Consider the following 16,170-nt stretch of genomic DNA (forward strand, 5'->3'; position numbering starts at 1 on the left):
TCGCTGAGCGAAAGCCGTTGCTAGCGGCCGGGATCCAGGTCCGCGTCCGACAGCAGTGCGCTGCCCGCGACCTGTCCCTGGGCCAGTGCGTCGAGAAACGCTCTGGCCCAACGGTCCACGTCGTGCGCGAGGACCTGGCGGCGCAGCGCGCGCATGCGGCGGCGACGGGTGTCGGGATTGTCGGTGAGCGCGGCCATGATGGCGTCCTCGACGCTGTCCAGGTCGTGCGGGTTGCACAGGTACGCCTGGCGCAATTCGGCTGCGGCTCCGGTGAATTCGCTCAGCACCAGCGCGCCGTTGAGACCGCTGTGGCTGGCCACGTACTCCTTGGCGACCAGATTCATGCCGTCGCGCAACGGGGTCACCAGCATGGCGTCGGCGGCGACGAAGAAGGCGAGCAGTTCCTCGCGCGGAATCGGCCGGTGCAGATAGTGCACGACCGGATAACCGACGCGGGCGAATTCGCCGTTGATGCGGCCGACCTGGCGTTCGATATCGCCGCGCATCTGGATGTAGCTCTGCACCCGCTCGCGGCTGGGCGTGGCCAACTGCACCATCACCGTGTCGGCCGGATCGATCCGGCCCTCGCGTAACAATTCCTCGAGCGCGGCCAGGCGGATATCGATGCCCTTGGTGTAGTCGAGCCGATCCACGCCCAGCAGAATGTGTTTCGGGTTGCCGAGCTCGGCGCGGATCTGTGCGGCCCGCTCGCGCACCGAACGTCGCCGGGACTGCTCGTCGAGTTCGGCGGAGGCGATCGAGATCGGGAACGCGCCGACCCGTACCGTACGGAAACCCACCTGCACCACACCGAGTTTCGAGCGCACGCCGACGGTGCCGCGGGAAGTCGGTTGTCCGGCAAGGCGTTTGGCCAGATACAGGAAGTTCTGCGCGCCGCCGGGTAAGTGGAAGCCGATCAGGTCCGCGCCCAGCAGACCCTCGATGATCTCGGTCCGCCACGGCATCTGCATGAACAGTTCCACCGGCGGGAACGGGATGTGCAGGAAGAAGCCGATCGTCACATCGGGGCGAAGCATCCGGAGCATCTTGGGCACCAGTTGCAGTTGATAGTCCTGCACCCAGACCGTGGCGCCCTCGGCGGCCACCTTCGCGGTGTACTCCGCGAAACGCCGGTTGACCTCGACGTATGCGCTCCACCAGTGTCGCCGGTACTCCGGCCGTACGATCACGTCGTGATACAGCGGCCACAGGGTGCCGTTGGAGAATCCCTCGTAGTAGTCCGCGACCTCGGTGGCGGTGAGCGGCACCGGATGCAGTTCCAGGCCGTCTTCGATGATCGGGTCCAGGTCCACGTCGGGGACTCCGGCCCAGCCCACCCAGGCGCCATTGTTGTTGCGCAGCACCGGTTCCAGTGCGGTGACCAGTCCGCCGGGACTGCGCTTCCAGCGGGTGGTGCCGTCGGGCAGCTGTTGCAGATCCACCGGCAGGCGGTTGGCGACCACGACGAATCCGGAACCCGCGCCGTGTCGAGCTGTCGCGGGAGATTGGGCCCCCGCGTCCGATCTTCGCTGATCCGACGGGTATGCGCTCATCTGGTCCATTACTGGAACCTCCGGTTTGCCGCGGGCCGGGAGAGCCCTGTGGAGTTGTAGTCGTGCGGGTCGGGGCTGTTATTCGCCCCGGCCGCCGGGAGCGATGCCGAGCATGGACAGCAGCATCCGGCATTCGTCCGCATCTTCAGCGTAGGCGGCGACGACCCGCTGGGCCTGTCGAGCAGTCTCGTCGGCGAGCGGCTCCAGATCGTCGTCCGCGATGTCGTTGGCGCCCTTCGCGGCCATCCTCGTGTCCTCTCGTCTATGGGTTGGGTTCTCACGGTTGCGAGATGTCAATGGTATCGGTCGTTGAAATGGGGGCGGTTCGGTCGGTCCATACCGGGTATGAACGTGACATCCGCGGCAACCCTGAAACGGGGAAGTTCGGGTCGGCTATACCTTTGGGAAGACAGTACGAAGTGTAGACAGAAAGGGTTTGGAACATCATGCCGTTGGCCACGGTGAACGGAATCGCACTGAACTATCAGGTGAAGGGGGACAAGGCCAAGGGCAGCGATATCAAGGGCGCCGCCCCGCTGGTCGTCCTGGTCATGGGGACCGGAAGTCCGGGGCGGGTGTGGGAGTTGCACCAGGTTCCCGCACTGGTCGCGGCCGGATATCGGGTGTGCACTTTCGACAATCGCGGCATCGCCCCGTCCTACGAGGCCGCGAACGGGATGACCATCGAGGACCTGGTCGGCGATACCGCCGCGCTGATCGAACTCCTGGACGAGGGCCCGGTGCTGCTGGCCGGGACGTCGATGGGTGCGCGGGTCGCACAGGAACTCGCGCTGGCCCGTCCCGATCTGGTGCGCAAGGCGGTGTTCCTGGCCGGTCACGGGCGGTTGGACCAGTTCCAGAAGACTTTGTCGCTCGGTGAGCACGAACTCGATGCCAGCGGGGTGAAGCTGCCGCCGAAGTACGAGGCCGCACTGACCGCTGTGATGAATCTTTCACCGGCGACGCTTGCCGAGGTCAATGCGGCGCGGGACTGGCTGGACCTGTTCGAGTTCACCGGCGGTCCGGTCGCACCCGGAATCCGGGCGCAGCGCGCGATGGATCACGATTTCGACCGGTTGCAGGCCTACCGCGGCATCAAGGTGCCGTGCCTGTCGGTCGGATTCGCCGACGACCGGATGATCCCGCCGTATCTGGCCCGCGAGGTCGCGCAGGTCATCCCCGCCGCGCGGTACCAGGAGATTCCGGACGCCGGGCACTACGGCTATCTCGAGCGTCCCGACGCGGTCAACAAGGTGCTGCTGGAGTTCTTCGCCGGCTGAGGCGATCCGCCCGAGGAGGTAACGCCCCGACGGTAACGCCGCTCTTGCTAGGGTCGACATTACGGATGGGGGTCGCTCTGGCGGCCGTCAGTGTTTCGTACCCATAGCGCGTCCCAACACACACAGCGCCAGTATCAGTGAGGTGAGATGAGCACCAACCCCTTCGATGACGAAGACGGCCGCTTCTTCGTTCTGGTCAACGACGAGGAGCAGCATTCCCTCTGGCCGGCATTCGCGGAGGTTCCTGCCGGTTGGCGAGTCGTGTTCGGTGAGGACAGCCGGGCTGCCTGCGTCGAGTACGTCGAGAAGAACTGGACCGATATGCGTCCCAAGAGCCTGCGCGATGCGATGGCCGCCGACGATGCGGCCCGGCAGTCCAGCCAGTCCTGATCGCAACCGCTCGATACCGCGTGGGCACGATGAACCGGCGACCGCATGCCACCCTCATGCGGTCGCCCGGATCTCCCCATCCCCGGTGACCACGCCTTTTCTCCCCCGGCCATCCTCCCGGTTATGATGGCTGCGCTTTTCCCCGCCTCCTTAGCTCAGTGGTAGAGCACTCGCCTTGTAAGCGAAAGGTCGTCAGTTCAATCCTGACAGGGGGCTCCACTGAAAACACCTCCTAACCTGTGTGTTTGCGGTTCTTGGACTTCTTGCGAGTCGCGGCCGCGGAGGGGGCTTGGTCACACTTGGTCACAAGTCCCTCCCAGATCTTCGCCGCGTCCCTGATCGCGTCGTCCTGAGCGTGGACGTAGGTCCGCATCGTGAAGGCGCTGTCCGCGTGACCGAGCCACGCGGCGATGACGGCGACCGGCACTCCCTGGAGATGCATCAGCGTCCCCGAGGTGTGCCGAGCGTCGTGCAGCCGGATCTTGCGAACCTTGGCGGTGCCGCAGATTTCCGTCCAGAAGTCCGACAGTGAGTCGGGGTGGTAGGACTGGCCTACCTCGTTCACAACCACGTGTGTGCCCGGTCCGTAGAGGTTTCCCAGCTGAAGCTTCTCGGCTGCTTGCTGCGCCTTGGCCCGCTTCAGAACCCTGTGCAACGTCGGCGTGAGCGGCAGGGTTCGAGCCGACTCCGCGGTCTTTGTGTTGTATTCGACCGCTTCGCCTTTCGCGCTCACCCGGTTGTTGGCGATCGTGAGTGTGCCGTGGTCACCGGCCTCGAAGTCGATATCCGACCACCGCAGACCACCGATCTCACCTCGCCGGAGCCCCGACAGCGCCAAGTGCCACGCGTGCCCGCGACGATCCTTGTCCGCCTCGGCCAGCAGCGTGCGGACCTCGGCTTCGGTGAAGGTCTCCATCGTCTTCTTGGTGCCTGGCATACGGTCCACCAGCGAAGCGAGGTTGCGGGCGAGCTGACCTTGGGCGACCAGCGAGCCCAGCACGTTCTCGATGCGGTCGAGCATCGGGTTGACGGTCTGCGGACCCCACGGGGCGCGTTTGCAGTCGCCGGTCTTGTCGTTGGCCCGCATTCCAGTGACCAGGTCGTTGACCAGGTCATCGAGATGCTTTTTGGTCAGCTGCTGAACGGGCAGGCTCCCGTGGCGGTCTCGTAGCGGCTGCAACGCGTAGGTATAGGCGGTCAAGGTCGTCTTCTTGATGCGCTTGCCCGCGAGCCAATCCGCACAGGCCTGCTCGATGGTCAGCTCCGTCGTCGGTACGTAGATGCCCTTGTTGACCTGGAACAGAACCTCGGCCAGCTTCTCCTTGGCCTCATCGGCGGTGTCGTAGGTTGCCTTGAACTGGGCGCGTCTGCCGGTCGTGGGGTTGATCCCGACATCGACGCAGAGCTTGTATCGTTCGGTGCCGTTCTTCAGGGCCTTCTTCTTGATCTGTGGTGGAAGTTGTTGTCTTGCCATGTGTTTGCTGTTCCTTTCACTAATCCCCCTTGTCGCCAAGAAAAATCCGGGGCGAGCGGATCGTCAAGATCAAAAAAGTTGCCTGAAGATTGCTACTGCTGACGCTTCAGGCTGGACAGGTAGTCGTCGATCTGGCTGTCGGTGACGAACCGCCGCGACCCGATCCGGATGCTCGGCAAAGCTCCGGACGCCAGTAGCTCGAACACCGTTGTGCGGCTCACCCGCAAGATCCTCGGGACCTCCGCCAGCGTGTGCAGACGTTCGTGTCCTGCCGATGGTGGCCCTGGGGTGTCGTGCTCGGCCGGAGGCTGCTCGCGGACGTTCGGGTCGACGTCAAGGGATGGCTTGGTGTGGGCTCGGCGGCCGTGATGGACTCCCGTGCAGCCCTGCCGGGGTCTGGGCCCGCGATTGTCGTCAACGCGAAAGAACTGTCCGATGGCCAGTCTGTTGTTCCTGCAGCCGCGGTAAGGAGACAGGACGATCTTGGTCGGGGTGTAACCGCTGTCGGGATTGAGCACTCGCACCACGCCCTCGTCCGGCGCGACGGCGGTAGTGAGTCGAGCGTGGTCTTCGGGTGGGAAGAGTTCGTCGGGGGAGCGGGTGCAGTCGAACCACGGTGGGGGATCGCTCAGCCAGTGGACGATGGTGCCGTCGGGGATGTGGACGACGCCGAGGTAGGTGCCGGCAGACCGGAGGTACTCGCGTAGCCCTTGCTGTTCGAGAGTCGCTGTGGGCGGTCGGGAGGTATCGGAGGTCAGATCCTCGAGGAGTCCCCAGGCGCCGATCGTGTGGCTGTCGTGACGCGTGCGAATCGTTGCCTGCCAGAGCATTTCACGATTGTCGGCATGTCGAACCGTTCCCATGGTTTGCAGCCGAGCGTGCTCCTTGGGGCGGTAGAGCAGGTTGAACACGGCCTCGTGGTCGTCGAACCTGGAGGCGTAGCGCCAGAAGGTCGCGAGGGGCACTTCGGGAACGAATATGGCGTCCGATATCCCGGCCATTCGGGTGCAGTCGGGCGTCAGGCGCACCATCCTGCTGGCGAGGTCCCAGACGACACCGGTCGCGCGCCGCGGTTCAGGTGGTTCCAGATCTGCTGGGCCGAGCCAGAATCGGACTCCGTGCACCTGCTCGTTCGGGCCTAGAACTGGAAGTGCGCGAAAGATGCAGTGGTGCTTGTCTTTCCTGATCGGCCAATCGATCGGCTCACTGCGATCCCGTACCGCGATGATGTGCCGGTACAAGTCGTCCGCGGTCACGTATGTGCCGAGCTGCGCATTGTTGATGGCACGTTCGAGGACTCGGTGCGTTGAGGTGAACTCGCGCGTGCTGTCGCCGCTGGAGACGACCGTGGGGGAGGCGGCAGGGTCGAGAGTCTCGATCATCGTCCAAGGCGTGGGCTTGGGGTTCGCGGTCTGCATGGTTCGCCCCCTCAGCGCTCTGCGTCGTCGGCTGCAAAGGCGACCGCGAGATTCGAGAACTGTTGGGCGACTGCATCGCTGTTGTTCGCGCCCATGCCACGCTGGAACTCGGTGACCATGGCGGCGATGATGCGACCTGGACGTAGAGCGGTCGGAGGGTCCGCCAATAGCTTCAATGATTCGGCGAGCGCGTACTCGTCGTGACGGGCTGCGTGGGCGAGGATCGCCAGTGCCAGCTGTTGCTCGTATGCCGATGCTTGGTGGGGCGACGGTTCCATGGCGGTGCCTTTCGAGGCGGACTGATCGTTGGGTGTCCGGACCTCGAAGACACGAAGACGACCCGAGGCCCGATGGCATGCCGCTTCCCCGGTAGGGAAACGATGGCCGTGCACCGGGTGAAGTCCGGTGTCGGCTGGTGCTCATCGGCGCCGGAAAACCTCGGATCGCCGGAAGTCTTGAAGAATGTAGTTGTCGTACAACAGTTTTCGAGGTAGAGGTGGGACGCCAGTTATGTCTGGTCGTCTATCCAGAAATCGATATTCGCCTGGGGCCGAGCGTAATCGGCCAGTGGTGTGCACACAGCCTGCAGCGCAATCCAGGCAGCATCGTCGAAAAATCGTATGCGCAGGGCGACCCTCGTCGGGCGATTGCGGGCAAGGTCGGCGATCGCCTGCAGGACTTTGGATACGTCGTCCGGATGTACCTGCGGATTTCGGTGCCGCCAGGCGGCGATACGGGAGTCGTCCTCGCAGTGGAACGAGTGCATCAACGTGGTGCGCAGGTCCATCAGGACTGAGCCGTGGGCGCGAGTGGCGCGGTTGGCCAGGTGTTCGGTCAGCGGGTCGTGGTTGGGAGCAGGCACCACAGCGGTGAGGTCGGCGATGACTGCACGCACGATGCGTGAGCCGTGCTGATCGGTCGCGGCTCGTGCGGCCATCCACAGATGTCGTCGTACTTTCGTGACAGGGTCGTCCACCACAAGGCTCTTGCACCAACGGGAGGCAGGTTCGAACGGGTCGAACATGGCGATGAGCTCAAGGCGCTTGTCTATCCACACGACTCGTTCCAGCAATGCCGGTAGAGTCCACGTCCGATCGAGATGAAAGTGTTCTGGCACAACGTAATCCGGCCGCCCGAAGTGGGCCAGATAGTCCGCGTCGAACTCGAGCGGAATCAGTGGTACAGGCTGGCTGGAATCCTCAGGAGAGCCAATCTGCATCTGGAGAGCGTGAACTGCCCCCGAAGGGCCCAACACGGGTCGACAGCTGGCCGGTAGACGTCGGCCCCCGACGTCGAAGTTCGCGACCACAGGTCGGCCATCGTCCGCGGCGTGCTGGAGAAGTTCCAGTCCTTGCTCTGCGAACTCGGGTGCCAGGTGAAAGAGTTGCGTCTCACGGATTCTGCGGAACATGCGCTGGAACCGGCGTGGTCCGACGGTATCGACGATCACGGTCGGCTCTAGGGCCTTGCCCGCAAGGCACTCGGCGGTGAACCCGAACCCAGAGGCGGTGCCGGCCGATCCCTCTACTGCGGCGTGGTGGGCGCGGTGCGGCACCGGTGGTGAGCAACGCGCGGGAGTTCCGATTCCACTCGACTGCTCGGATGTGAAGATGTCGGCTTTGAGCGGACTGATCCTTCCTGCGGAGTTACGTGCGCGGCATGCGCCCTCCTTGTCGCCGGAAATATCTGCAGATGACTTCATTGGAATCCCCTACCGGTCGAATTAAGAACGGATGCAGGTCCTTCGGACCTTTCGGATCGGCGCTTCTGTGGCAGCCAGTTCCGTGTGATGGTTCATGTGATTCATGACACCATTCTCGAGACGGCGTGTCGACGCCTCCCAGTGATGCTGACCAGCGGTATCGCCGGTCAGAGTTAGTTGGAGATCCGCCGATGAAAACCGGTGTGCGGTTTGTATAAGCGCAGATTCCGGACTCTTGGTTCAAGATCGAGAACGAGTGCGGGCAGATACGATGACTGAGTGAACGTCGGCCATAATGCGTACTCGTCCACGAATACTGTGAATTCCATCCGGTGCCAGCGCAGGGGAGCGAGGCACCGATGAAGACCGCCGAAGAGTTACGCCCTCCCAATGTCGCCGACTTCGTGCGCACGCGTCGCACCCGCCCCAAACCCGGATACCCGACCGGATTCACACGACAGGAACTCGCAACCCGCGTGCCGTCAAGCTTGAGCTACCTCAACCAGATCGAGAACGGCCAGCGCAAAGCGCTTACCCCCGACTTCGTCTCGGCCCTGGCCGCCGCTCTTGAGCTCACCGCCACCGAAACCCAGCACCTCAACAATCTCGCCGCACTCAAGGGACCGGGGCCGCACAGCCATAAGCCCATGGCCATCGAGCAGATGCGCTCGCTGATTACCGATGACATGCGCGACCACATGGACAGCCTCACGCCACACCTGTGCGGCTACGTCGACGACCGCTGGAACATCCTGGCCGCCAACGAGATATACGCACACGCCTACCCACGACTGCTGGACGTGACGAACATTCTGGTCTGGTTCTTCACGGTCTCGGAAAGCCGCGTCACGATGCTCGAGTGGGAGGACGAGGCCCGCCTGACCGTGAACTGGTTCCGATGGCATATGGGCAACTACCGCAACCCCGCCTGGGCGAAGGACCTACTGGCCAAGCTGAGCACCAGCACGGAGTTCCGGGAGATGTGGCTCGCCGAGGAAGTCGAGTTCACCCGCCACCAGCCCCTGATGCACCTACGCGATCCGTCCGGGGAGCCGTATTCGGTGAACGTGAAGATCACGAACGTCCCAGGGATCGAGGTGCCGTTTCAGCTGTTCGTCGGAGTCAAACTGCCCTTCAGCGGACCCGAGCAGCTACTACACGGCCCAGGAACTCGCCCAGAACCTCGTTGACCTGATCCGGGTGGGTCCAGTTTGCCGCGTGCCCCGCCCCAGGAATTGTCACCACCGGCTCGGCGGCTGATAACCCGTCAGCTAGGGCCTGAGACTTCTCCGCAGTGCTGGTTTGATCGAACTCGCCGCGCAGTACCAGTGCGGGACAATCGATTTCCCTCAATCGGTCAAGCACCGACTCGCGATCGATCAGGCACTCACCGGCGGCGCGGATCGCGGCGCGATCCGACGCGTGCCAGCGTGCCCGCCACGGTGCCTGATCAGCCTCGGTCCCCCCGATCAGGCGAGGCGCCAGACTGTCCGCGAGCGGATCCAGCGGTACGTCCGGGTTGGTCCACGCATCGAAAAGCTCTCGATACCCGGTCTTTTCGGCCTCGCCGGACGCACCTGCCTCGGTGTCGAGCAGCATCAACGCCTCGATCCGTGCGGGAGCCAGCAACGCAGCCCGTAGCGCCGCGTAACCCCCTTGCGACATCCCCACCAGCGTGGCGTGCGCGACTCCCGCGTCGTCCATCACAGCGAGTAGATCCCGCGCGGAATCCCAGTAGGTGAAGGCGCGATCCGGTGGTGATTCGGTCTTGCCGTGCCCGCGCGCATCCCAGCAAAGCACTCGAAACCCCTGCGATACAAGGTATTCCACCTGTGGAATGAACATGAACGAGTCCATGTAGAACCCGTGCCCGAACACCACCGCCGGGCCGGGACCACCGGTGTCGGTGTAGAAGATGCGAACAGCATCGGCATCGGATACGAACGGCATGGCGGCAGCGTACTCATCCGCGCTTGATCCGACGGCGAAAACGCAATGACGCTGTATAGCGTTACCAAATCCGCTGGGCGGCGCCGACAACAGATGGTTCTGGTGGAAGCTGGCATGTGCATAGTCGGTCAGTGACCGGATCGAAGCCTTGCGGCAAGTGGACGACAGGGTCTGGGGCCTGGGCGCTGGCGAACCAGCCGGGCCCGACCGTGAACGGGACACCAATGCGCGCGACCGGACCAGCCGATGTCCGGGTGATCGCCGGTGTCGGGCGAGGTGCCGAAACCTGCATCCGAGATCATCTGACCGCTGCATAGAAGCGGCACAACAGCTTCGGAATCTGCCTGGAGGTTCGCTGGCCAGCATGCTGTGTCTACTCGAGCGCTGGACTGGCCGGGGGCTGGGGACCGCTAGCGGCCACAGCGGAAGTAAGAAGGTGCCGCTGATCTGGCGGAAGCCAAATTCCGTCACCGGCAGGCAGGTTGATTCCCCGGACTCCGAGGTCGGCGCGCGCGCACGCGTAGAATTCATCACGAAGCGGCCCCATGACCTCGTACAGCCGCAGGTACTCGACATGGTCGATGCTCTCCCCCAAGACGAAATAGCTGAGTTCATATGCTGCCTTGTGCCAGCGGCGGGCAGCGGCGATGGTTTCGGGAGAACCCAGGAGCAGCACCTTTTCCCATTTGACCGTTCGCTCCGCCTCCGCCTCGGCAAGGGCGTTGGGGCCGACGGGGCTGCCCGCCGGTGCGGTGAGCTTGGGCAGTCCTAGGCCACCGCCTGTTGAAATAGCACTTCCATGAACAACTTCAGCGCGTTGGCGTACTCGCTGTAGGCGATCAACCGCTTATCGTCCCAGCGTGTTTCGATACTTCGCCGCCACTTGATCCGCTCGGTATGGGTAGTCGCGGCAAACGTTGCACCGGCACCTACCAGCACGCCCGCAAGCGTAATCAGTTGCTGCAGTAGCGGTCCCATTGCATCACCCCGCGTCAGGAGCAGGTGAGCTCTCAAGACGATGCCTGAAGGTGAACTCGGCGGTGAGGACGGCCAGGCCTGCGGCGGCTATCAGACCACGCACGAAAGCGATTGAGTAGATGCCAGGATCCAGGCTCATGGACGTGCAGAACGCCGCGATGCCTAGGCACGCGCTCAGGCCGAGGAGCCCCTCGCGAGTGGAGTGGTACAGCCGAGGTTGTGCGCGACGTTCCCAGGCGATCAACACCGCCGAGAGGTACGCCGCTGGCGGGATGACCCACGTCAGCCACGCCATGAACCCGGGTAGGTGCATCAGGATGGTGCCCGCTGGGCCGATGACGTAGGTGGCCTCGGCGCCGCAAAGGGCGATCACGACGGTGATCGCGCCGAGCTTGATCTTGTCCACGATCGATCCCCTCACATGTGTCTCAGTTCCCTTGCGGTGCAATACGAAACGGTGCATATCCATGATGCCCGCGAAGGCCGACACCCCGCTGGCATTCACGCGACGGGCCGATCACTGGTTGCTTCTGGGCGATGTGGGCACCGGCAGTATCGATCACGGCTCGGCGCCCGATAGCCAGATCACCCCGCTCACGGAATCGGCGGGCCTGGGAAGGAAGGAAGCCCGATGAGCGATATGCAGGAGCTGGCGGAAGAGATATTCGAATCGCTCCGCCGCCATGTCCTGATGGCCCGGCTCTCACCCGCCGGGGGCGCGTTCTTCGCGATAATGAAACTCAGGCAATCTTATTCGACGAGCCGAAACCGGCCGCTGTTCTTCAACCTCACGTTCTCCGCCGAGAACCAAGCGCTGGTCACCGAGCCGACCTTGTCAACGGTGCAGATCGACCGCCAGACCGAAATGTTCGGCCCGAGCGGGGAGTACTCCCGATGGTTCAACCGCGCCTGGATCCCCTCGTTCTTCGCGGAGTGGGAGGGAGACTACAGACATCGACTCGCCCCCCTGCTGGGCAAGAGCAGCGGCGAGGACGTGAGGATCGGGTACTTCGGTGATCTGCGGCTTCTGCGCAACGACATCATCCACCACAAGGCCAAAACCGACGAGGCCGCGCGCGCGAAGTGCGTGGTGCTGAAGTGGTTCGAGCAAGGGGAGGAAATCGCTCTCAACCCCAGCCATTATGCGGACCTGTTCGGGCTCTTTCCGTGGGAAAAACTCGGTGCCGTAGTCCCCGATCCGCCAGCGCCGAAACCGGTGGATACGCGGTTGCCGACGACGCCGTTTGAGGCTCTGATGCAGTTGCGCCGCAATCCCGGACACTTCTTCGGCTGACCTTCCCTGCTGGCACCTCGCCCGCGTGTGCCCGCTCGAACGTTGATCCTGGTTACGAGGAGTTCGACGGATTCCCCAGTTTGTCGTCGAGCACGATGGGCGGTATCGCCGTGCCCGGCTTGGCTTGTGGATCGACTGTGTCGCGTGCCGCTGTTTCAGCTGGTAGCTCCCGTGTTGGACCGCGCGTCCGGGGCGGAGCCGCCGCGATGACGGAACCCACCCTCGGCCTGGCCCCGACCAGCCTCCAATCTCCGTGCCTGGACGCGGTTCGTCCTGGGTCTTCTCGCGGCCGGGGCAGCGGCAACGCCGTTCCTGCTTTAGCGCGACAGCGGCGCGGCGGCGACGGTCGCGGTCGCGGTGCTCAGCGTTGCCCCGCGACCGCGAGTTGATCCCGTTGACAAGGACGGAATGAACTGGCCCATGTGACCGCTCCTGCTCGCCCCTCCCGGCGACGAGGAGGGGCGAGCAGGAGTATGTGGAACTGCTGATCACCCTGCGCTGGTGGCTATTCGGTGGCTTCCGCCACGCGAAGCGAAGGCGAGAATTGGTCGACTCGGCGGACAGCGTCGCGAGCTTCATAGACGTCGCCAGGGGAGTCCTGGGCGTAGTCGGCGAGTTTGGCGTCCTGGGCGCGGCGACGGCAGTCCCGCACGATTGGGACGACGAGGTCGGCTAGGCGGTCGCGGAACGCGGGATCGGTTTGCGGGATCGAATAGGGGTGCTTGCTGTGGTCCTCCAGGAATCCGTATCGGCCGTTCCAGGAGATGGTTGATTGTGTCCATGGAAGCAGACTCCTGCACCGAGTACGCGGACGGTGTCGTCGCCAGCAGGCTTGCATTCCGCAGTCCGGGCGAAGTGCTCGCCGACGCTGTGCGGGCGTTTGACGTGGATGGCCATCACCTTCCAGACGGTTCGAGGTATGCGCAGTTCTGAATGATTTTCGGAACTGGAAATGCACCCCCGCAGGCCACGCTGTAGAGCTCGGCAGGTCAGCCCTCAGCGCCGTAGATCTTGCGTTGGAGATCGCGTCCATGCCGACTGACAATTTGATACAAAAATCAGCACAAAAAGCCCGTGGGGTCTCCATTGGGCGCTGCCATAGAAAGCCGCGTAAGACCCCGGATAAGGGTTGTCTCTCACTCCGGTCGCCCGCCCGCGAGCGCGCAGGTCGGGCGAAGATGTTCGCACGCGACTTGGAGATATTTATGCAAAATGAGGCCGAGCAGGTCACTTTCGGGCCGGCCTTGGGGTTCGCCACCGACGCCGAGCTCGTCGTCGAGCTGTCCCTGCGGGGCTTCGCGGGCCCGTTGTGTCACGCGCTGGAGCGCCAACTCTGGCTCTACGGCTGGCGGGTACTACGCGGCATGGTGCGCGACCGCACGATCCTGCGGGTGCACACCGCACTGCCCCCGATGCACATCAGCCTCGACGACTCCCGCGCGCTGCATGACAGCGCCGACCATCGCAACGACTTGGTCGTCGACACTCTGGCTCTCGCAGTCCCTTTCATGATCGACCAGTTGCGCGAGGGGAAGTGGCAGCCGACGAAGTCACGCAGCGCCGATCCCAAGCTCGGCACCTACTTCATCACCGCCTGCGCCATGAAGTTCCGTGATGCCTACCGGTCATGGCACCGCACACGACTCAAAGAGATCCGGGACATGCTCCATGCACCCGACTATCAGGAAGCGATCGCTAACGTGCGCGCCACGCAGGACCTGCATTCTGTTGTCGCGGACCGCTTCCGGCTTCGCCTGATCCTGAAGGCCGCCACGCTCGAGGAGCGAGTGATCATTGCCGGGTTGCTTGCCGACAAGACCCGAGCTGAGATCGCTGACGAGCTCGGCATCGGTGTGCGCGCCGTCGAGGGACGCCTCTACCGATTGCGGCAGAACGTCTGGGAGTACCTCGGTGCCGCACCCGTCGGCCACACGCGCAAGCGGAAGCCGAAGCAAACGGTCCACGTTTCGAAGAGCCGCCGATGAGCCTGCCTGAATCCCCGGAGCCGACGCCCGATCCTGAGCCCCAGGCGGGAACGGGCCCCCACGACGCCGGGCAGCGACCGGCCTCCATCGCCCCGCGCTCGGATACTGCAGCAGGATCTGAGCGGAAAAGGAAACGAGCCAGCCCGGCACCGAAGAGCCTGCGCGCAGACACCGCACCCCAGAACGGGTTCGACCTCTACGAGCGACAGATGGTCTGGATCACCGGCAACACCAACGTCCTGATCCGGACGATCACGCTGGTTTTCGCCGTGCTCGCCGCAGGACTCCTCTTCGTGGGCAGTACCGCCTTAGCCATGCATGCCTTGGGCGTGTCACCGGTGTGGAGCACTGTCGTCGCAGGTGTCAGCATCGTGGGAACCGGCTTGACGAAGAGAAGGGTCTCCAGTCGCCAAGCCCGCAAAGCCGCTACTACTGGGGACGATCCGAAGGGAAACGCTGATGATGTCTCAGCCGCGAACCGGTGACTCTGTCCCACCCCGAGCTCGCCAGCGCGGTTGCCGCCATCACCGTCACCACGACCAACACGTACGAGCCCACGCTCGCTGGTGCTACCAGCCAAGGACCTATGACCACAGCGACGAGCAGCCCGACTCCTGCAGCGACCAACCCCACGACCGACCGCCAAGCCGTCGCCAACACACGGTCAGAGAGGCGATTATGCATGCTCAGGACCCTACGCACTTCAAACCACCTTGCCGATGTAGCTCAATGGTAGAGCTCCTGCTTCCTACGCAGTTGCAGATTTGAACCTGCGTAGGAAGCAGGAGCTCCACCACTCGCATAAGTCCGATGTCGGCCTTTGAGCTGGCGGCTGTGCGCGGCATCTCCGAAGAGGCTGCGGTCCTGCAGCTTTGGCTCGACAAGCTGATCTGTCCGAGAACAGCATCGTTTGTCGACACCCGGCGAAATCTGTCGGTGCCCTCTGTCACGATGTGCCGGTGTCCTCCAACATGGCGACGAATCCGGCGACGATCTACTTCCAGGTGCTCCGCGAGTGGGCCTACCCGCAGGTGTGCAACTACCAAGACAAGGCGGCCTACACCGCAGCGGTGCGCGAAGAGGCACACCGGATCAACGTATCTGGCCGTCATGGCCGCACCCCCCGCCAGATCGAGAACGCCGTCAGAAACTGCGCCGACTGGACATGGAAGAAATTCGTCGAAGGTGAGCCGTCGACTGTGTCCGTCGATCGGACTCTTCAGATGCAGTTGCCGCGTGAGATCGATGAGCAGTTGCAGGCCCGAGCGGCCGCCGCCAATATCGAGGTATCAGAGCTAGTCTCACGATGGGTGCTCGCCGAGCTCACTGTTGATGTAGTGAGTAGCGACGACCTTCTCGCACTGCTCGCGCAGCGCCGCCAGCCAGCCTGATTACGGATCAGAAGGGTAGGAGTCTGCGCCGCCGCACTGCCTCTGGTGCGGCGGCGGTCACCGTGGGTTCGCCCTTATCGAGGATCCGCCAGCACTTGCGCGATCGAGTTATAATGTATGTCAGCTACTGAATGGTGTACGGCGACATCGACGCCAATCCGGGGTGTGAGTGTTCCGCCCTGAAGGTCCAGTCTGCATCAGGCTCGGCATTTCAACGTATCGGAGTTGTTGCGGCTCATGGCCGGACAGCTCATCCGGAGCTGGCAGCTCTGATGGTGATGCTCCTCCGCGTTGAGGAGTTCGATCGTCACTTCGAACGCCGTTGCGGCGTCGGGTGATTTGCGTTGGGTGGACCGCGGTTTGCGGCCATCCGTTTGTCCGGCACTCGGCAATCGCTGGGATCGCGGGTGACGTCGTGGACGTCCCGTTTCCGATCCGAAACACGGTGGTTGCGGCGAGGCGGATTGGAGTGCGCCATGACTGTCAATCAGGCGGCGACCGCCATTGACCATCTATTGACCATCGACCAGATCAGCGCTCGCACAGGGCATTCGCCGAAGTCGATCCACCAGTTCCGATCTTGTGGGCATGAGTTGTACTCGCGCGCACGGAAGGTCGGCAATCGGCTCGTGCTCGAGGAGTCGATCGTCGGGGACTGGGTGCGTCGTCACAAGGCGGCTACGGCCAAAAGGCTTGTGGCCAAGAGGCTTGCGCAGAGTGGGGCGTTGGATGAGTCGCTCGAGCGGCTCGTCTGT

The 16,170-nt window shown here is 63.6% G+C and carries 19 protein-coding genes and 1 tRNA gene; 11 read left to right on the top strand and 9 right to left on the bottom strand.

What is annotated here, in order from left to right; translation table 11 throughout:
• Nucleotides 1–20: 20 nt before the first annotated feature.
• Together ON40_RS02625 and ON40_RS53050 are read right to left on the bottom strand one after the other, a co-directional pair.
• A complete protein-coding gene (locus ON40_RS02625; RefSeq protein ID WP_444543719.1) occupies nt 21–1,553 on the bottom strand; it encodes an alpha,alpha-trehalose-phosphate synthase (UDP-forming) in 1,533 nt (510 codons plus the stop codon).
• A gap of 78 nt (nt 1,554–1,631) precedes the next feature.
• The gene (locus ON40_RS53050; protein WP_169541807.1) at nt 1,632–1,799 is read right to left on the bottom strand and encodes a hypothetical protein; all 168 of its coding nucleotides are present in this window, start codon (nt 1,797–1,799) and stop codon (nt 1,632–1,634) included.
• 200 nt (nt 1,800–1,999) lie between these two features.
• On the opposite strand from ON40_RS53050, the gene ON40_RS02630 reads away from it, so the two are divergent.
• From ON40_RS02630 to ON40_RS02640, 3 genes are all read left to right on the top strand, one after another.
• Nucleotides 2,000–2,833, top strand: coding sequence for an alpha/beta fold hydrolase (locus ON40_RS02630; RefSeq protein ID WP_040818038.1), 834 nt, complete (start codon nt 2,000–2,002; stop codon nt 2,831–2,833).
• A gap of 147 nt (nt 2,834–2,980) precedes the next feature.
• Complete coding sequence (locus tag ON40_RS02635; RefSeq protein WP_040818041.1) at nt 2,981–3,223, top strand: MbtH family protein; 243 nt, start codon at nt 2,981–2,983, stop codon at nt 3,221–3,223.
• 144 nt (nt 3,224–3,367) lie between these two features.
• Nucleotides 3,368–3,442 (top strand) — tRNA-Thr (locus tag ON40_RS02640).
• Between the two features lie 13 nt (nt 3,443–3,455).
• Here ON40_RS02640 and ON40_RS02645 read toward each other — a convergent pair.
• The 4 genes from ON40_RS02645 to ON40_RS51570 form a co-directional block, all read right to left on the bottom strand.
• The gene (locus tag ON40_RS02645) at nt 3,456–4,697 is read right to left on the bottom strand and encodes a tyrosine-type recombinase/integrase (RefSeq protein WP_051192597.1); all 1,242 of its coding nucleotides are present in this window, start codon (nt 4,695–4,697) and stop codon (nt 3,456–3,458) included.
• 92 nt (nt 4,698–4,789) lie between these two features.
• A complete protein-coding gene (locus tag ON40_RS53055; RefSeq protein ID WP_040818043.1) occupies nt 4,790–6,115 on the bottom strand; it encodes a GAF domain-containing protein in 1,326 nt (441 codons plus the stop codon).
• Between the two features lie 11 nt (nt 6,116–6,126).
• Nucleotides 6,127–6,393: a hypothetical protein gene (locus ON40_RS02655; RefSeq protein WP_040818045.1), complete on the bottom strand. Its 267-nt coding sequence runs from the start codon at nt 6,391–6,393 to the stop codon at nt 6,127–6,129.
• A gap of 230 nt (nt 6,394–6,623) precedes the next feature.
• The gene (locus tag ON40_RS51570; RefSeq protein ID WP_157186170.1) at nt 6,624–7,817 is read right to left on the bottom strand and encodes a hypothetical protein; all 1,194 of its coding nucleotides are present in this window, start codon (nt 7,815–7,817) and stop codon (nt 6,624–6,626) included.
• 359 nt (nt 7,818–8,176) lie between these two features.
• On the opposite strand from ON40_RS51570, the gene ON40_RS02665 reads away from it, so the two are divergent.
• Nucleotides 8,177–9,007, top strand: coding sequence for an MmyB family transcriptional regulator (locus ON40_RS02665; protein WP_051192599.1), 831 nt, complete (start codon nt 8,177–8,179; stop codon nt 9,005–9,007).
• On the opposite strand, the gene ON40_RS02670 is transcribed toward ON40_RS02665, so the two are convergent.
• The 3 genes from ON40_RS02670 to ON40_RS02680 all read right to left on the bottom strand — a co-directional run bounded on the left by ON40_RS02670 (nt 8,952) and on the right by ON40_RS02680 (nt 11,151).
• A complete protein-coding gene (locus ON40_RS02670; protein ID WP_245567625.1) occupies nt 8,952–9,857 on the bottom strand; it encodes an alpha/beta fold hydrolase in 906 nt (301 codons plus the stop codon). The genes ON40_RS02665 and ON40_RS02670 overlap by 56 nt on opposite strands.
• Nucleotides 9,858–10,535: 678 nt before the next feature.
• Nucleotides 10,536–10,745, bottom strand: a complete 210-nt coding sequence (locus ON40_RS47835) for a hypothetical protein (RefSeq protein WP_051192603.1) — start codon at nt 10,743–10,745, stop codon at nt 10,536–10,538.
• Nucleotides 10,746–10,749: 4 nt separating this feature from the next.
• Nucleotides 10,750–11,151, bottom strand: coding sequence for a hypothetical protein (locus ON40_RS02680; protein WP_040818051.1), 402 nt, complete (start codon nt 11,149–11,151; stop codon nt 10,750–10,752).
• Nucleotides 11,152–11,212: 61 nt separating this feature from the next.
• Here ON40_RS02680 and ON40_RS51575 point away from each other — a divergent pair, with 61 nt between their 5' ends.
• The 7 genes from ON40_RS51575 to ON40_RS02710 all read left to right on the top strand — a co-directional run.
• Nucleotides 11,213–11,380, top strand: coding sequence for a hypothetical protein (locus ON40_RS51575; protein ID WP_157186171.1), 168 nt, complete (start codon nt 11,213–11,215; stop codon nt 11,378–11,380).
• A complete protein-coding gene (locus tag ON40_RS02685) occupies nt 11,377–12,039 on the top strand; it encodes a hypothetical protein (RefSeq protein WP_040818052.1) in 663 nt (220 codons plus the stop codon). Before ON40_RS51575 ends, ON40_RS02685 begins: the two co-directional genes overlap by 4 nt.
• 475 nt (nt 12,040–12,514) lie before the next feature.
• Nucleotides 12,515–12,715 (top strand): hypothetical protein, encoded by a 201-nt coding sequence (locus tag ON40_RS02690; RefSeq protein WP_040818053.1) that lies wholly within the window; start codon nt 12,515–12,517, stop codon nt 12,713–12,715.
• A gap of 502 nt (nt 12,716–13,217) precedes the next feature.
• Complete coding sequence (locus ON40_RS02695; RefSeq protein ID WP_040818054.1) at nt 13,218–14,024, top strand: RNA polymerase sigma factor; 807 nt, start codon at nt 13,218–13,220, stop codon at nt 14,022–14,024.
• Nucleotides 14,021–14,509, top strand: coding sequence for a hypothetical protein (locus ON40_RS51580; protein ID WP_157186172.1), 489 nt, complete (start codon nt 14,021–14,023; stop codon nt 14,507–14,509). The genes ON40_RS02695 and ON40_RS51580 overlap by 4 nt, the downstream gene beginning before the upstream one ends.
• Nucleotides 14,510–14,983: 474 nt before the next feature.
• Complete coding sequence (locus tag ON40_RS02705) at nt 14,984–15,415, top strand: hypothetical protein (RefSeq protein ID WP_157186173.1); 432 nt, start codon at nt 14,984–14,986, stop codon at nt 15,413–15,415.
• A gap of 476 nt (nt 15,416–15,891) precedes the next feature.
• The coding region (locus ON40_RS02710) for a hypothetical protein (protein WP_157186174.1) at nt 15,892–16,170 on the top strand (279 nt) is incomplete at its 3' end.

Source organism: Nocardia jiangxiensis NBRC 101359 (genome assembly GCF_000308615.1).
In the GTDB taxonomy this organism is placed as follows: Bacteria; Actinomycetota; Actinomycetes; order Mycobacteriales; family Mycobacteriaceae; genus Nocardia; species Nocardia jiangxiensis.

What these genes read in the sequence shown, in the direction of transcription:
- ON40_RS02625 (WP_444543719.1), bottom strand. Translation starts at nt 1,553, where the DNA reads ATGAGCGCATACCCGTCGGATCAGCGAAGATCGGACGCGGGGGCCCAA.
- ON40_RS53050 (WP_169541807.1), bottom strand. Translation starts at nt 1,799, where the DNA reads ATGGCCGCGAAGGGCGCCAACGACATCGCGGACGACGATCTGGAGCCG.
- ON40_RS02630 (WP_040818038.1), top strand. Translation starts at nt 2,000, where the DNA reads ATGCCGTTGGCCACGGTGAACGGAATCGCACTGAACTATCAGGTGAAG.
- ON40_RS02635 (WP_040818041.1), top strand. Translation starts at nt 2,981, where the DNA reads ATGAGCACCAACCCCTTCGATGACGAAGACGGCCGCTTCTTCGTTCTG.
- ON40_RS02645 (WP_051192597.1), bottom strand. Translation starts at nt 4,697, where the DNA reads ATGGCAAGACAACAACTTCCACCACAGATCAAGAAGAAGGCCCTGAAG.
- ON40_RS53055 (WP_040818043.1), bottom strand. Translation starts at nt 6,115, where the DNA reads ATGCAGACCGCGAACCCCAAGCCCACGCCTTGGACGATGATCGAGACT.
- ON40_RS02655 (WP_040818045.1), bottom strand. Translation starts at nt 6,393, where the DNA reads ATGGAACCGTCGCCCCACCAAGCATCGGCATACGAGCAACAGCTGGCA.
- ON40_RS51570 (WP_157186170.1), bottom strand. Translation starts at nt 7,817, where the DNA reads ATGAAGTCATCTGCAGATATTTCCGGCGACAAGGAGGGCGCATGCCGC.
- ON40_RS02665 (WP_051192599.1), top strand. Translation starts at nt 8,177, where the DNA reads ATGAAGACCGCCGAAGAGTTACGCCCTCCCAATGTCGCCGACTTCGTG.
- ON40_RS47835 (WP_051192603.1), bottom strand. Translation starts at nt 10,745, where the DNA reads ATGGGACCGCTACTGCAGCAACTGATTACGCTTGCGGGCGTGCTGGTA.
- ON40_RS51575 (WP_157186171.1), top strand. Translation starts at nt 11,213, where the DNA reads ATGATGCCCGCGAAGGCCGACACCCCGCTGGCATTCACGCGACGGGCC.
- ON40_RS02685 (WP_040818052.1), top strand. Translation starts at nt 11,377, where the DNA reads ATGAGCGATATGCAGGAGCTGGCGGAAGAGATATTCGAATCGCTCCGC.
- ON40_RS02695 (WP_040818054.1), top strand. Translation starts at nt 13,218, where the DNA reads ATGTTCGCACGCGACTTGGAGATATTTATGCAAAATGAGGCCGAGCAG.
- ON40_RS51580 (WP_157186172.1), top strand. Translation starts at nt 14,021, where the DNA reads ATGAGCCTGCCTGAATCCCCGGAGCCGACGCCCGATCCTGAGCCCCAG.